Consider the following 15,219-nt stretch of genomic DNA (forward strand, 5'->3'; position numbering starts at 1 on the left):
ACAGCCAAAGCTAATGGCTTTTAATATAATTCAGATGCTTACTTCAGGATTTCAGTAACCTGACCTGCACCTACTGTACGACCACCTTCACGGATAGCGAACTTCAGACCTTTGTCCATAGCGATAGGCTGGATCAGTTTAACTGTCAGGCTAACGTTATCACCAGGCATAACCATTTCAACACCTGCTGGTAATTCAACTTCACCGGTTACGTCAGTAGTACGGAAGTAGAACTGAGGACGGTATTTGTTGAAGAACGGAGTGTGACGGCCACCTTCTTCTTTGCTCAGTACGTATACTTCGCATTTGAATTCAGAGTGAGGTTTGATAGAACCTGGCTGGCAGATAACCATACCACGACGGATCTGAGTTTTCTCAATACCGCGGAGTAACAGACCAGCGTTATCACCTGCTTCACCTTCGTCGAGGAGTTTCTTAAACATCTCAACACCAGTACAAGTAGATTTCAGTGGTTCTTCCTGCAGACCTACGATTTCAACGTTCTCACCAACTTTGATGCGACCGCGTTCGATACGACCTGTAGCAACTGTACCACGACCAGTGATAGAGAATACATCTTCTACTGACATCAGGAACGGTTGATCAACCGGACGTGGAGGCAGTGGGATGTAAGTATCAACAGCTTCCATCAGTTGGTCGATAGCAGCAACCCATTTTTCGTCACCAGCGAGTGCGCCGGTTGCAGAACCCTGGATTACAGGAACGTTATCACCGTCAAAACCGTTAGAAGACAGCAGATCACGGATTTCGATTTCTACCAGTTCCAGCAGTTCCGGATCGTCTACCAGATCAACTTTGTTCATGAATACTACGATACGAGGTACACCTACCTGGCGAGCCAGCAGGATGTGCTCTCTTGTTTGCGGCATAGGACCATCTGTAGCTGCCACCACGAGGATAGCACCGTCCATCTGAGCAGCACCGGTAATCATGTTCTTCACATAATCCGCGTGACCAGGACAGTCAACGTGAGCGTAGTGACGAGCAACTGTCTGGTACTCAACGTGAGCTGTATTGATAGTAATACCTCTTTCTTTTTCTTCAGGAGCAGCATCGATCTCATCATATCCTCTCTTCTCTGCCAGACCTTTATTTGCCAAAATTGTGGTAATGGCAGCAGTCAAAGTAGTTTTACCATGATCCACGTGGCCGATGGTACCAATGTTTACGTGGGGTTTATCCCGCTTGAAGGTTTCTTTTGCCATTGTATTTTCTTTTTAGATGGTTTGTAAAGATTGTATTGATTGTTGTTTTAAAAAAACGGTTTTACAAACTTGTACCGTTGATGAGAATTGAACTCATGGCCTTCCCTAAATAAAAATGGGTTGCTCTTCCATTGAGCTACAACGCTAAGTTTTAATTTCGGAGTGCAGAATTTACAAATTCGAATTCCGAAATTCGAATTTTATGGAGTTTGTTGAGGCGATTGAAAAATTCACTACAACTATTCTTCTAAAATTCAATGAGCTGTTGAAGAGAATTGAACTCTCGACCTCTTCCTTACCAAGGAAGTGCTCTACCCCTGAGCTACAACAGCTTGAAAAATTGCTTTAAAATACGAGCGGGAGACGAGGTTCGAACCCGCGACCTACAGCTTGGAAGGCTGTCGCTCTACCAACTGAGCTACTCCCGCATTTTTTAATTCACTAAGCTTCCGGCAAACAACACTGCAACTTTCCACTTATAGAATTATTAGAATAAAAATAAGAGCTTTAAAGGCTGTTGTACCACAGGTTAGGGTATGCTGTCTACTACTTCTGAATTTCTCACCCTCTACTCAACAACTATGTTCCGCCTCTGCGAAGGGCAAAAGCGGAACACGCTGTTTTTGTGGGCAGGATAGGATTCGAACCTATGAAGACGTAGTCAGCGGATTTACAGTCCGCCCCATTTGGCCGCTCTGGAACCTGCCCCTAACTATCTTTTGATTTTGTCATCCGGCTTAATAAACAACCAAATAAAAATCGATGAGCCAGCAGAGGGATTCGAACCCCCGACCCACTGATTACAAATCAGTAGCTCTGGCCAACTGAGCTATGCTGGCATCTTTCAAAAAACATTCTTTCAATAAAGTAACTCGTTGAAAGAGAGCGCAAAATTAAGAGATTTTTTCAATTCTCAAAATCTTTTTTTCAGTTTGTTACAAATATCTAAAAATTTATCTGCTTCCCCGAAAACGCGCTACCATAAAGAACTTTGCTACCTTTACCAACCCTCTTTTTGAATCGGGATGGCAAAGGTAGCAAAGAGATTAATATTTCCAAAATTATTTCAGAGAATTATTGAAATTTCTTTTCCTTCTTTCTTTTTACCTGCTCAACGAGGGATTCAAAGGCAAGGTCGAAGGACTCTTCGAAGGATTTGGACTCGTGCTTAACAAACAGGTCCTGACGGGGTATTCGGACTCTTATCTCGGCTATTTTATCTTTAATTTGATGCGCTAAATTATCCACTTTTAAAAATACATCCACGCTAATGATACGGTCATAAAAAGTGTTCAGTTTCTGAACTTTCTTGTTCACATGATCTATCAATTTGGAATCAGCATCAAAATGCACAGTTTGAATTTGTACGTTCATAGCACTAATTTTTTAAATATTTAACAATCTAGGTTCTAGTTAGTAAAGGAAGGTCATAGGCATTCTCTTTTAGCATAATGAACTTGATTACTAATATAGTCACTTTTGCAATGCAATGCTGTTTAGCTGCGTAATATTTTGTTAAAAGCTTAAAATAACTGCTACGCTTTCGGGTGCGCCTGCTTATACACCTTCTTCAACTGCTCAATAGTATTATGCGTGTAAACCTGTGTGGCTGCGAGGCTCGAATGCCCCAGCAACTCTTTGATCGCATTCAGATCCGCACCATTGTTCGCAAGGTGTGTGGCAAACGTATGCCGTAATATATGTGGACTCTTTTTCTTTAAAGTGGTAATCTGGTGCTCTGTGAGATACTTCCGCACTGTCAGGTATACATATTTGGGATATAAACGGCGGCCGCTCTGCGGATGCACCAGCAATACCCCGCTCTCAAACTCCTCCAGGCAACGGCGCTTCTCATCCATGTATGCACGCATCTGTGCCAGGAGCTCCGGACTAACCGGTATGATCCGCTCCTTGCCCCCTTTCCCCATCACCTTCACAGATTTGTTCCCCTCATCTACCCGGAATTCCTGCAACGCAATCAATTCCGACAAACGGATACCCGTCTGGTAAAAGATCTCAAAAATAAGCCGGTGCGTAATGCCTTCGAAATCATTGGCAAAGATGTGCAGGGCGGTGACTGAAACCGGGCTCACATTGTCTTCCAGCGCCTGCATCCCCTTCTCCTCAATATAGCCGGGCAAACGACGGCTGATCTTGGGCGCAATGACCTTAATCATAGGCGACTGTTTAATAAGGCCCTGACGCAGACAGAATTTGAAAAAGGATTTAAGTGTGGAGATTTTGCGGTTAACACTTTTGGCGGTCATGGCATCTTCCATGAGCTTCGCCAGCCAGCTACGGATCATAATATGACTGAGGTCCCCAACCGGCGTACTGCCATAACTGAGGGTCACATAATCAAAAAACTGGAAAAGATCGTTGCGATAGGCAGTGCAGGTGTGCGCTGAATACCGTTTCTCGAGCTGGATATAGGATATGAATCGCTCTGCTAAGGAATATAAAGCTTCGTTCAACACAAAAAGATTGATGATTGTAAAGTTATTAAATAACCTTACAATCATCAAATATTTTGAGTTGCCAACGGCTTATCGCCTAAGCAATATTAATCTTCAAATTTACCTGTTGCCAACTGCTGTTTGTAAACGGCTTTTAACACCTGGTTACGACGTTTAACAGATGGTTTAGTAAAAGACTGGCGCGTTCTCAGCTGCAATAAAATGCGAGCTTTCTCAAACTTCTTTTTATATTTTTTAAGCGCCTTGTCTATGTTTTCGCAATCTTTAGAATCAATGATCAACATAATTTTTGCCTCTTATTTTTAGGAACGCAAAGATAACACAAGATTTGTAAAAAAACAAAAGACCAAAAGAATTATTCCATTTCCCCGCCTTCCTCTCCATAAAGATCACCCAATCGGCCATAAAATTCCGGAACCGGTGCGAGGCGTCCGGCAGGCACAAACAGGAAATCACCGCCCTCAGCCTTTACGAAGGATATAGCATGACGGCTGGACCGGAGCACATAAGCACCTCTGGTCCAGCCGCTTGTATAATAAACTCAATTTAGTCCTTCAACTTCTTCTTCAACAGGCTTACCTGGTCCTGCAGGTGGCTCACCATATCCGCCAGGTGGTTTACACTCATCCGGCTTTGTTGTCCTGCCTTACTGATCACGGCATCCGACTGCCACAATTCCAGCACTTCCTCCATATCCACGCCGTAAGGCTCAAACTGCGGATTGTCAGACACCAGCGTAATCTTCGATTTGGAACGGTTGTTTTTCAGGATCCTTTTAAAAACAATGCCTTCACGGGAGGTGATCACCACATAGGTTTCATTGTTCTTGATCTCGTCCCACCCCTCTACCTTGTGGCAAACGATTACAGAACCCGAGGTAACCGGCAGCATGGAATCTCCCGCTATTTCAAATGCCCTGTAATCACCCGCACCCAGCATGGGCAGTGTGAACGTGTTCAATTCCTCGATAAACTCATCATCATTATAACCGGCCAGGTAACCGGCGGCCGCTTTTACCGGCACAAACTGAATCGCCTGACGGGAACTTCCCAGCTTGAGCTGCCGGCGCTTCTCCAGGAAATTATCTTTCTGGGAGCCAAGATCACGACGAAGCAGATCATCAATAGACACCCGGAACATATCACTTACCTGTTCCAGGATCTCTGTACGGGGTTCTGCACGCTCCTCCTCATATGCACCCAACAGCGAACGCTTGATACCGAGTTTATCGGCAAACTCTTGCTGCGTCCAGGCTTTTTGCTTACGCAGGTATTTCAAATTCTGACATACTACGGACATAACCTAAATAATTTAGTACCTTGCTAACAAAATTAGCAAATATTTTTATGAATTACCAAATATATTCGGGGCGCTTCGCTTATTTTTGCCCGGTAAAATCCAACTCGATATGTTAATAAACTATGTACACTCGTTCTTAAGATGGGCTATATTGCTGGCAGGGCTCTGGGCGGTTATCCGCTCCCTGAAAGGCGTAACAGGCAAAACACCGTTCACCGCAGCAGACAGCAAAGCCGGGCTTTTCTTCATGATATGCTGCGATTTGCAGCTGGTAGTAGGATTGATCCTGTTTTTTATGAGCCCCCTTTCCCAGGCAGGTATAGCTAATATGGGAGGAGCCATGAAAGACCCTGTTTTACGATTCTTTACGGTAGAACACGAAGTAATGGCCATCATCGCCATTGCACTGGTACATATCGGTAAATCAAAAATAAAGAAAGCAGCCACGGATGCACAGAAACATAAACTGGGCCTGATCTTCTTTGGTCTTGCCTTCATCGTTATACTGGCCCTTATCCCATGGCCTTTCCGGGAAGCGCTCGGCAAAGCCTGGTTCTAAGCCTTTTCCGGTGAATCCGGCAACTGATAAAATTAAATGGCGCCCCTGTCAGGGACGCCATTCCTTTTTCCGATGTATTGATTGACCACTGAATTATCCTTTATCCTTATTATATAACCTGAAGGAATAAATATAGGGTAATGCCGCCAGTACAATCGCCGCAAAAAATATGATAAACACCCCGGTGATAAGCGAGAGGAAAAATCCGGCTATGATAATCACCACACCAGCGCTGATCCACAGGTTACTCGCCATCTGATGCGTTTCCATCCATACCTCGGGGCTTTGCAGGGTCCACGGCGTTCTCACCCCCACATAATTATTCGGCTTCAGCTTGCGCAGGTAAGCGCCTATGCCCACAATCAGCAAACCCACACCTATAAAGGCCCAGCGCTCCATGATAAACGGCTTGCCCTGGCTGACCAGGAAAATAATAATACAGGTAAACACTGCCTGGTAAGAATGGATCAGAAAGCGGATCCTGTAATACTCTTTATGCTCCATCTCAATGGCAGACGGCCGCAGCTGCGTTTCGCCGGCACGCGGAATATAGCGGAACAGAAAATAAATCAACCCATTCGTAAAAAAGAGAAAGATCATCAGCAGCAGGAAGTCATTTTTTGTCCCCATCTCAGGAGAACCCGCCGCATTAACAGTATTGGATAAAACAACTGGTAAGTCTTTAAAGACAACCGCCAGATAAACCATCGGCACCAGCAGCAAAGCGAGGATAAGTAATTCCCTGGTAAAATCCGGTTTTTTCATGTGAGATCAGTTTAAATGTTCTCATACTCCCTGTTTTCCTTCATTCCCATTCTCTTATCTATTACATATTGATTGCCAGATATGTTGTACTAAAGTTACGAAAATTGAACCGACCGGAAATTTCAATATTTTTTACTAATTTTCTTAGCATTACTAAATAAATTAGTACCTTTACTCCACATATAAAAGTGATCCCGGCTGGCAGGCCTGCTGCTATACTATCCTCCCTCTGCCCGGTCCGCCATCCGTAATCGCTTTTAACAGCCTGCCCTGTTCCGTCCTTTGTTTATCCATAAACCATTACCAGTATGATCACTTTACAACAGCGAACAATAGCGCACTTCGACCTGGACTGCTTCTTTGTATCAGTGGAATGCCAGCGGGACAGTCGCCTCCTCGGTAAACCAATCCTGGTAGGCGGCAGCAGTGATCGTGCGGTAGTAGCAGCCTGCAGTTACGAAGCACGGCGGTATGGTATTCATTCCGCCATGCCCATGAAAACCGCCCTGCGGCTTTGCCCACACGCCATTGTACGCAGCGGGGACATGGAACTGTACAGCACCAAATCCAGGGAAATCACGGAACTCATCGCCGGAAAGGCACCGCTTTACGAGAAATCATCTATCGATGAATTTTATCTCGACCTCTCCGGCATGGATAAGTTCTTTGGCTCATTGAAATGGACTTCGGAACTACGGAAAACCATCATGAAAGAATCCGGACTGCCTATTTCGTTCGGACTCGCCTCCAACAAACTGGTTTCCAAAGTAGCCACCGATGAAGCCAAACCTAATGGTCAGCTTGAAATCCTGTTCGGAGAAGAAAAAAATTTCCTGGCGCCGCTGGCGGTAGAAAAGATTCCAATGGTAGGCCGTGAAACCGGCGCCCTGCTGAGGCGCCGAGGCGTAGAAACCGTAAAGACACTGAGCGAAGTGCCCATCTCCCTGCTGGAAGCATGGATGGGAAAAAACGGAATAGCCCTCTGGAGAAAAGCCAATGGAATCGATGAATCGCCGGTGGTGCCTTTTTATGAACAGAAATCTATCTCGACGGAAAGTACATTTCCCGCAGATACGATCGATATGCAATTTCTCCACGCCGAACTGGTGCGTATGACGGAGAAAATTGCATTCGAACTGCGGCAGCAAAATAAACTGACCGGCTGCATCACCCTCAAAATCCGGTACTCCGATTTTGAAACCGTCACCAAACAAATGTCGATCCCCTACTCCTGCGCCGATCATGTGTTGCTGGAAAAAGTAAAAGACCTCTTCAAAAAACTGTACGACCGCCGGCTGCTCGTTCGCCTCATAGGCGTGCGTTTCAGCCACCTTGTACATGGCAACTACCAAATCAGCCTGTTCGACGATAAACAGGAAATGATCGCCTTATACCAGGCCATCGATCAGATTAAAAACCGCTTCGGATGGGAATATCTCATGAAAGGAACCAACGTCATACCACCCGGGAAGAAAGACCTGCACACCCCGAAAAAAGATATCATGCCATACTTTAAATAAACATCATGTTCCTTAACTGCAAAACATTTTTCAGCCTGCGCTATGGCACCATGCACGCAGAAATGCTGGTGCAAAAGGCGCATGAACTGGGCATCGGGTCACTTGCGCTCACCAACATCAACATCACCTCCGACGCCTGGGAGTTCGTAGACCTCTGCCGTAAACACGATATTAAACCTATACTCGGACTGGAATGCAGAAACGGAAACGATTTTAAATATCTCCTGCTGGCACGCAACCAGGAAGGCTGGCATCATATCAATGTTTTCTTATCCAAACACCTGCAATCCGAAAAACCTTTTCCCGATCAGGCGCCCGTTATCCCACACACCTGGGTGATTTATGCGCTGGGAACCCGCGCCCCTGAAACATTAGCGCCCCATGAGCTCATTGGTGTAAAGCCCTGGCAACGCAATAAATTATTCAGAACAGCTACCACTGCCCTCCGCGATAAACTGGTGATCCTTCAACCCGTCACCTTCCAGGACAACACCCATTATGAATTACACCAACTGCTGCGCGCCATCGATCAGAACATCCTGATCACGCAGCTGGAACCAGCCATGACAGGCCATCCGCAGGAACAATTTGTTACGCCCGCTTCCCTCGTGGAACACTTTGCAGATTACCCGTATATCGTACAGCGAACAGTGGAAGTGATGGAAGCATGCCACATAGAAATGGATATCCATCATTCCATCTCCCGTAATAAAAAATGCTTCCTCGGCAGCGTGGAAGAAGATCGCGCAAAGCTGCGGGAGCTTGCACTGGAAGGCATGATGTATCGCTATGGCCAACATCATGAAGAAGCTCTTCAGCGGATCGAAAAAGAACTGGCAATTGTTGCGCAACTAAATTTTGAATCTTATTTCCTCATCACCTGGGATATTATACGCTATGCGCAGGAACGCGGACTCTTTTACGTAGGCCGTGGAAGCGGCGCCAACTCCATTATTGCCTACTGCATAAAAATTACAGATGTAGATCCCATAGAACTGGATCTTTATTTTGAAAGATTTCTGAACCCTTACCGTACTTCGCCTCCGGATTTTGATATCGATTTTTCATGGCGCGACCGGGATGAAATTATCCAATATGTTTTTGACAAGTATGGTCCGCAACACACGGCCCTGCTGGGCACCGTGACCACCTTTCAAACCAATGCTGTGATCCGCGAACTGGGAAAAGTTTATGGTCTACCCAAAAAGGAAATCGATAAAATCCTCGAAAACGGCTTCCAGGTTAACCTGGAAGCCGACAGCATCCACCAGAAAATAGCATACTTCAGTAACCTGATGGATCAGGAAAAAGCATTCCCTAATCATCTCAGTATTCATGCCGGCGGCATTCTTATCAGCGATGCGCCTATTCACCAGTTCTGCACCACCTACCTGCCACCCAAAGGTTTTGTAACCGCGCAACTGGATATGTGGCAGGCGGAAAGGATAGGGCTGCATAAGTTTGATATCCTCAGCCAGCGCGGTCTCGGGCATATCCGTGACGCTATTGATATCATCAAAAAAAACCGGGATGTGGATATAGACATCCATGATGTAAAAGCCTTCCAGCTGGATCCGCTGGTGCGTAAAAACCTGTCCGGTGTAAATACCATCGGGTGTTTTTATATAGAATCGCCTGCCATGCGGCAACTGCTGCTGAAACTGGGATGTGATGATTACCTTACCCTGGTGGCGGCAAGTTCTATTATCCGGCCGGGCGTAGCGCAATCGGGCATGATGAAACAATACATACACCGCTACCGGCACCCCGAGGAAGTGGTTTACCTTCATCCTGTTATCGAAGAACTGCTGAAAGATACCTTCGGTATTATGGTATACCAGGAAGATGTTATTAAAGTAGCGCACAAATACGCAGATATGGAACTGGCGGATGCAGATAGCCTGCGAAGGGCCATGGCAGGGAAATACCGCGGGTCCAATGATTTCAGGGAAATACAAAAACGTTTCTTTGATAACTGCGAACGCCTGCAACGCCCGCCGGAAGTATCTGCAGAAGTATGGCGGCAGATCGCCAGCTTCGCTAACTTCTCCTTTTCCAAAGCCCACTCCGCCAGCTTCGCAGTGGAAAGCTACCAAAGCCTTTACCTGAAAACCTATTTCCCCGCAGAGTTCATGGTGGCTGTTATCAACAACTTCGGTGGCTTCTACAACCGGGAATTATATTTCCGGGAATTACTGAAAACCGGGGTAACACTGCACCCGCCTTGTATTAACCACAGCGACTATGCCACTAATATTACCGGCCGTGAGGTGTACGTAGGACTGATCCATGTAGAGGGACTGGAACAATTACTGGCAGAAAGAATATTGAAAGACCGCGAACAGTATGGTCCGTTTCTGCACCTGGAAGATTTTACCAGCCGGATTTCGCCGGGCCCGGAACAGCTGGAAATACTGATCCGCATTGGTTGTTTTAATTTTACCGGCTACACTAAAAAAGAACTGTTGTGGAAAAGCAGCTTGCTGGTAAGCAAGAAAGAAACCAATCCACACAGCATGTCTTTGTTTGGCAATACCACTACTGTTAATTGTGAACTGCCCACCCTCGCTTATCACGCCCATGAAGATGCCTTTGATGAAATAGATCTGCTGGGCTTCCCCCTGCAATCACCTTTTAAAGTATTGCAGCACGATCAAAGTGCGTATATGCCTGTCCGTGAGTTCGGAAAGTATATCGGTCAGCAGGTTACCACACTTGGCTACCTGGTAACCAACAAATTTCTGCGGAGCAGCAAAGGTGAACCGATGTGCTTTGGTACTTTCCTTGACCGCGACGGCGCCTTTATGGATACTATCCATTTCCCGGACAGCCTGCGGCAATATCCCTTTCAAAAGGGCGGCTTTTATGTGCTGCAAGGCAGGGTGGCGGAGGAATACGGCGTGATACAATTGGAAATCAATAAGATGTGGAAGATTGGTTATTTTGAAGATAAAAAAACATAATCCCGACAATTTGTTGTATTTTTGTGACAAATGTCGGGTATATGAAACATGTAAAAGGATACCGCGTGCAGGAAAATGCATTATTAATAGTAGAACAGCCAGGAGGAGCGGCGTATATTGCCAGCAGTGGCTACTTTGATTTTATACAGCTTTCCCGCAGTGGAATTATTAAAAGAGCTTTATTGAATCTGAGCAGGCAGCTGTCTTTTTCTTTATCAGAACTGGCGCAGGTAGTACATGTGTCAGAAAGAACGCTGCAGCGCTATGCAGACGACGAGAAATTGTCTGCCGACACGTCTGAACGTGCCATTTTACTCTCTCAGCTTTACCAGCGTGGTACCGAAGTATTCGGCCAGCTGGAAAACTTCAAGGAATGGATGAGAACTCCGTTACCTGCCTTCAACTATCAAACCCCTATTTCGCTGTTAGATACCACCTTTGGGTTTCAGCTTATCCAGGATGAGCTGGGGCGCATTGAACATGGCATCTTTGCATAATTTACGAAACCATTAACATGGAAGTATACAGGATCAGTAAGTGCGCTTACATCAATGATCTTAGTGGAACAGGTGCGCGCCTGTATGGCGGCCGCTGGAACAGCCCGGGGCATGCTATTGTGTATACTGCCGGCAGCCGGGCGTTATCGGCGCTGGAAGTACTGGTGCACATTCCGCTGAAAAACATAGTACAGGATTTCTGCATTGCTACCCTGCAGATTCCCGATGATATCGCCATCAAAGTACTTACCAAACATGATCTGCCATCCGGCTGGCAATCACTGGCGCCCTCACCGGAGCTGCAATGCATTGGAGATGAGTGGATAGATACGGCTAAGTACGCAGTGCTCCGGATTCCATCTGTAGTAATTGCAGATGAATATAACTACCTGATCAACCCGCTGCATCCGGACGCGACAAATATTACCATCCTGAATACACAGCCGTTTGTATTTGATCAGCGGTTAAAAAAATAAAAAAGCAGCGAAGTAATCTCCGCTGCTTTTTTTATCTGAAGCTTTTTTCTATTCCAGGCCAAATAAGCCCTTATTCAGCACCTGCAATGTTTTCTCTTTAAACTGACCATTGATCAGGATAGAAATATTATGCCTGCTGCCACCATAGGAAATCATGCGTAAAGGAATTTCTTCTATCGCATCAAATAATTTGGTGATAATGGAAGGAGTAGCCGCCACTTCGTTACCAACAATGGAAACGATTGTCTGATGATAATCCAGTTCCACGGTACCAAACGGTTGCAGCTCTTTCAGGATCTGATCGAGGTACTGCTGGTTATCGATGGTGATAGATACCGCTACTTCCGAAGTGGTGATCATATCGATCGGGGTGCGGTATTTCTCAAATATCTCAAAAATCTTGCGGAGGAAGCCGTACGCCAGCAACATGCGGCTCGACTTGATCTTAATAGCAATGATGCCGTCTTTTGCCGCGATAGCCTTCACACCGTTGCCGTTAGGCATTTCGGTAATGATGGTACCTTTTGCTTCGGGTTGCATGGTATTCAGCAGTTTCACCGGGATATTGAAGTGCTGTGCAGGCCAGATAGAAGCAGGGTGAAGGATCTTGGCGCCGAAGTAGGCCAGTTCCGCTGCTTCGTCAAATGACAGCTGCTCGATCGGAAAGGTTTTGTTCACCACCCGCGGATCGTTGTTGTGCATACCGTCGATATCTGTCCAGATCTGGACTTCATCTGCCTGGATAGCCGCGCCGATCAGGGATGCGGAGTAATCACTGCCACCACGTTTCAGGTTATCCACTTCGCCTCTGGCATTGCGGCAAATATATCCCTGGGTAATAAAAATACGCTGGCCTTTATGCTGGCTGATCAGGTTAGCCAGTTTAATTTTAATCTTTGGAATTTCCGGTTCTTCGTATTCGTCGATGCTCATGAAATCCAACGCAGGTAACAATACCGCAGGAATTCCGGCTTCTTCGAGATATACGCCAAAAAGACGTGTAGACAATAATTCTCCCTGTGCAAGGATATCTTTATTCAGTGCTTCATTGAAAGATATCTTCAGGATGATGTTCAGAAATTCGAAGTGTTCATCAACAATAGCCTTGGCATTTGCGCGGCCGGCTTCCTTCTTCACCAGGTCGTTGCAAAAGTTCCGGTAGTGGCTTTCCAGCTTGTCTATCTGCTGTTTTGCCTGTTCCTTCTTACCTTCTGACAGCGACTGACTGATTTCCACGAGGGAATTTGTGGTGCCTGACAGTGCAGACAGGACCACAATTTTCTGATCATTATCTGCTGTGATCAGTTGCGATACCGACTGCATACGCTCTGGTTTTCCCACGGAGGTTCCACCAAATTTTAACACTTTCATCTGAATGTATATTTTGCTTTAGCTACCCGAAACGCTGCATCAGCCTCATTCCGGGCGTTTTTTATGAACGATTGTAAATTAAAAATTCAAATTAAACTTAGCGGCAACTTCCTGCATGTCCTTTACCACTGCCGCTATTACCGGGATACCCTTTTCCAGCCGCTCGTGTTGCATTTCTCTTTCAGGATCTCCGGGGATCAATACTTTCTTTCCGGCTACCGGCTCTGCAGCACGGAAGCGGTTGATCCAGGTATCCATATTGGCCTTGAACTCATCTGCCGGCCGGAACGCATCTACACGCATAGCGCCAAAGAAATGTCCCAGGCCCTCTCCTACCGGATCCGGCGCTAATGGGAGAAAGCTCACAAAAGGCGGCGCCCACGGGCCATAATTGGCGCCTGAAAGAACGGCCGAAAATATATCAACAATTGCTCCCAAACAATACCCTTTATGACTTCCGTGCTCACGATCGCCGCCCAAAGGCAGCAAAGCCCCGCCACTCTTGAGTTCATGAGGATTGTTACTTGGGTTCCCTTCTTTATCCTGGATCCATCCGTAAGGAGCTTCTTCATTTTTACGCTGCAGGATCTCCAGTTTCCCGTTGGCCGCAGTGGTGGTGGCAAAATCCGCCACAAACGCCGGCTGCTCCTTTGCAGGAATAGCCACTGCAATGGGATTAGTACCCAGCATACGCACAGTGGAAAAGGTAGGCGCTACCAGCGGACTGGCATTGGTCATGGCCATACCAATCATATCCTGGTCCAGTGCCTTCATAGCATGATAACCTGCAATACCGAAGTGGTTGGAGTTTTTCACACTTACCCAGCCGGTACCTACGGCAGCCGCCTTCTGCATGGCTATTTCCATTGCGTATGGGGCTACTACCAGGCCCAGGCCTGCATCTCCGTCAATAACCGCCGTACTGGGCGTTTCATGTACTATCCGGATATGGGGTGTAGCGTTGATCCGCTTAGCCTCCCATAAACGAACATAGCCCGATAAGCGGGCTATTCCATGAGAATCGATACCTCTCAAATCTGCCGATACCAGCACTTCACTGGCCAGGGCTGCATGTTCCAGGCTGCACCCCATGTGGATAAATACTTCCCTGGTGAATTCTCTCAAATGATGATAAGAAAAAATATGTTCCATCTGTCAACAAGTTAGGCCTGAGCGGTAGGTCCGCCAAAATTCAATGGTACAGATACCTGCTCCTGATCCTGAATGGGGCCGTGTACAGATTCGTATTTCTTAATATTATCAAGCATGGCTTTCATAAAACGCTTGGCATGCTGCGGCGTGAGTATGATACGGGATTTCACCTTAGCCTTTGGCAGACCGGGCATCACGTTCACAAAGTCTACCACAAATTCGGCATTGGAATGAGTGATGATGGCGAGATTTGCGTATTGTCCCTCGGCGATTTCTTCATTCAACTCTATGTTAAGCTGATTCTGTTCTTCATGCTGATTTTCCATGTTGTATGATTTAGCCGTACAAAAATAGAAAAAGAGGACTCAAATGAGCCCTCTTTTTTTATAAACAGCGGATTGACCGGGATTAATAGTCGTCTTCGTCGAACTTGGTACGCAGGATACCCGCCACTACGTACTTCTTGCCGGGATCGGAAGATATTTGCAGTTCCATGTAAATACTGTCCGTTATGTGCCCGCCCTTCGATTTTCCGCCGTTGGGGAAAACTTTTCCGGCAGTGATGGTAACGGTCGCGTCACTGTTTTCGTCCTTGGCGTTGGTGGCGCTGAAGGTAAGATCAGACAAATTCACGTCCACCTTCGACTGGAAGTCGAATCCCAGTCCTGCATCCTGTACCCACATCTGCTTGCCATCATCGGCAGTGGTGTTAAATGTATTGATCTGCACATGGTCCCCATCGATCTGCGGGGCGCCGTTGAGCGACATGGTTACCCACCAGGTACCGGCCATTTTCACTACCTGCGTATTCTTTACCTCCGGCAAATCCTTTTCACAGGAAGAAAAAAGAACGGTAGCCACCAGCAGTAATCCTATGATATATTGTTTATTCATTATTGTTCTCATGGTAATTA

Annotated in this window: 15 protein-coding genes and 5 tRNA genes; 5 read left to right on the plus strand and 15 right to left on the minus strand. The window is 46.3% G+C overall.

Features of this window, described 5'->3' with window-relative positions; genetic code table 11:
- Positions 1-38 precede the first annotated feature (38 nt).
- The 10 genes from tuf to ACLHR0_RS14795 all read right to left on the minus strand — a co-directional run bounded on the left by tuf (position 39) and on the right by ACLHR0_RS14795 (position 5,002).
- Entirely contained in the window at positions 39-1,226 is a 1,188-nt protein-coding gene (gene tuf, locus ACLHR0_RS14750) for an elongation factor Tu (RefSeq protein ID WP_370912179.1), read from the minus strand.
- A gap of 72 nt (positions 1,227-1,298) precedes the next feature.
- Positions 1,299-1,372, minus strand: a tRNA-Lys gene (locus ACLHR0_RS14755).
- A gap of 114 nt (positions 1,373-1,486) precedes the next feature.
- A tRNA-Thr gene (locus ACLHR0_RS14760) sits at positions 1,487-1,558 on the minus strand.
- Positions 1,559-1,581: 23 nt separating this feature from the next.
- A tRNA-Gly gene (locus ACLHR0_RS14765) sits at positions 1,582-1,654 on the minus strand.
- 198 nt (positions 1,655-1,852) lie between these two features.
- Positions 1,853-1,934: transfer RNA gene (locus ACLHR0_RS14770), tRNA-Tyr, on the minus strand.
- Positions 1,935-1,991: 57 nt separating this feature from the next.
- A tRNA-Thr gene (locus ACLHR0_RS14775) sits at positions 1,992-2,065 on the minus strand.
- Positions 2,066-2,300: 235 nt separating this feature from the next.
- Positions 2,301-2,600 carry an HPF/RaiA family ribosome-associated protein gene (locus ACLHR0_RS14780; protein WP_079470676.1) on the minus strand — a complete coding sequence of 100 codons (300 nt, stop codon included), beginning with the start codon at positions 2,598-2,600 and terminating at the stop codon, positions 2,301-2,303.
- A 161-nt stretch (positions 2,601-2,761) separates the two neighbouring features.
- Positions 2,762-3,703: a tyrosine-type recombinase/integrase gene (locus ACLHR0_RS14785; protein ID WP_436487598.1), complete on the minus strand. Its 942-nt coding sequence runs from the start codon at positions 3,701-3,703 to the stop codon at positions 2,762-2,764.
- An 86-nt stretch (positions 3,704-3,789) separates the two neighbouring features.
- On the minus strand, positions 3,790-3,987 hold the full coding sequence (gene rpsU, locus ACLHR0_RS14790; RefSeq protein WP_079470678.1) for a 30S ribosomal protein S21: 198 nt from the start codon (positions 3,985-3,987) through the stop codon (positions 3,790-3,792).
- Positions 3,988-4,249: 262 nt separating this feature from the next.
- Complete coding sequence (locus ACLHR0_RS14795; protein WP_079470680.1) at positions 4,250-5,002, minus strand: XRE family transcriptional regulator; 753 nt, start codon at positions 5,000-5,002, stop codon at positions 4,250-4,252.
- A 109-nt stretch (positions 5,003-5,111) separates the two neighbouring features.
- Here ACLHR0_RS14795 and ACLHR0_RS14800 point away from each other — a divergent pair, with 109 nt between their 5' ends.
- A complete protein-coding gene (locus ACLHR0_RS14800) occupies positions 5,112-5,561 on the plus strand; it encodes a hypothetical protein (protein WP_436487540.1) in 450 nt (149 codons plus the stop codon).
- 93 nt (positions 5,562-5,654) lie between these two features.
- Here the strand turns inward: ACLHR0_RS14800 and ACLHR0_RS14805 are convergent, their stop codons facing one another.
- A complete protein-coding gene (locus ACLHR0_RS14805; protein ID WP_370912177.1) occupies positions 5,655-6,326 on the minus strand; it encodes an SdpI family protein in 672 nt (223 codons plus the stop codon).
- A 308-nt stretch (positions 6,327-6,634) separates the two neighbouring features.
- Here ACLHR0_RS14805 and dinB point away from each other — a divergent pair, with 308 nt between their 5' ends.
- From dinB to ACLHR0_RS14825, 4 genes are read left to right on the plus strand one after another with little or no spacing between them, the layout of a single operon-like run.
- Positions 6,635-7,846 carry a DNA polymerase IV gene (gene dinB / locus ACLHR0_RS14810; RefSeq protein WP_429051151.1) on the plus strand — a complete coding sequence of 404 codons (1,212 nt, stop codon included), beginning with the start codon at positions 6,635-6,637 and terminating at the stop codon, positions 7,844-7,846.
- Positions 7,847-7,851: 5 nt separating this feature from the next.
- A complete protein-coding gene (locus ACLHR0_RS14815; RefSeq protein WP_436487542.1) occupies positions 7,852-10,809 on the plus strand; it encodes a DNA polymerase III subunit alpha in 2,958 nt (985 codons plus the stop codon).
- Positions 10,810-10,850: 41 nt separating this feature from the next.
- Positions 10,851-11,306 (plus strand): type II RES/Xre toxin-antitoxin system antitoxin, encoded by a 456-nt coding sequence (parS, locus tag ACLHR0_RS14820; RefSeq protein WP_370912174.1) that lies wholly within the window; start codon positions 10,851-10,853, stop codon positions 11,304-11,306.
- A 17-nt stretch (positions 11,307-11,323) separates the two neighbouring features.
- On the plus strand, positions 11,324-11,782 hold the full coding sequence (locus tag ACLHR0_RS14825) for an RES family NAD+ phosphorylase (RefSeq protein ID WP_429051155.1): 459 nt from the start codon (positions 11,324-11,326) through the stop codon (positions 11,780-11,782).
- A gap of 48 nt (positions 11,783-11,830) precedes the next feature.
- Here ACLHR0_RS14825 and ACLHR0_RS14830 read toward each other — a convergent pair whose 3' ends face one another.
- The 4 genes from ACLHR0_RS14830 to ACLHR0_RS14845 all read right to left on the minus strand — a co-directional run bounded on the left by ACLHR0_RS14830 (position 11,831) and on the right by ACLHR0_RS14845 (position 15,211).
- Positions 11,831-13,153: an aspartate kinase gene (locus ACLHR0_RS14830; protein ID WP_370912172.1), complete on the minus strand. Its 1,323-nt coding sequence runs from the start codon at positions 13,151-13,153 to the stop codon at positions 11,831-11,833.
- A 78-nt stretch (positions 13,154-13,231) separates the two neighbouring features.
- Positions 13,232-14,305, minus strand: a complete 1,074-nt coding sequence (locus ACLHR0_RS14835) for an Ldh family oxidoreductase (RefSeq protein ID WP_436487544.1) — start codon at positions 14,303-14,305, stop codon at positions 13,232-13,234.
- 11 nt (positions 14,306-14,316) lie between these two features.
- Positions 14,317-14,631, minus strand: coding sequence for a DUF3467 domain-containing protein (locus tag ACLHR0_RS14840; RefSeq protein WP_079470689.1), 315 nt, complete (start codon positions 14,629-14,631; stop codon positions 14,317-14,319).
- 82 nt (positions 14,632-14,713) lie between these two features.
- Positions 14,714-15,211 (minus strand): lipid-binding protein, encoded by a 498-nt coding sequence (locus tag ACLHR0_RS14845; RefSeq protein WP_436487545.1) that lies wholly within the window; start codon positions 15,209-15,211, stop codon positions 14,714-14,716.
- Positions 15,212-15,219 lie beyond the last annotated feature (8 nt).

Origin of the sequence: Chitinophaga sp. ARDCPP14 (genome assembly GCF_051362515.1) — a bacterium.
GTDB lineage: Bacteria > Bacteroidota > Bacteroidia > Chitinophagales > Chitinophagaceae > Chitinophaga.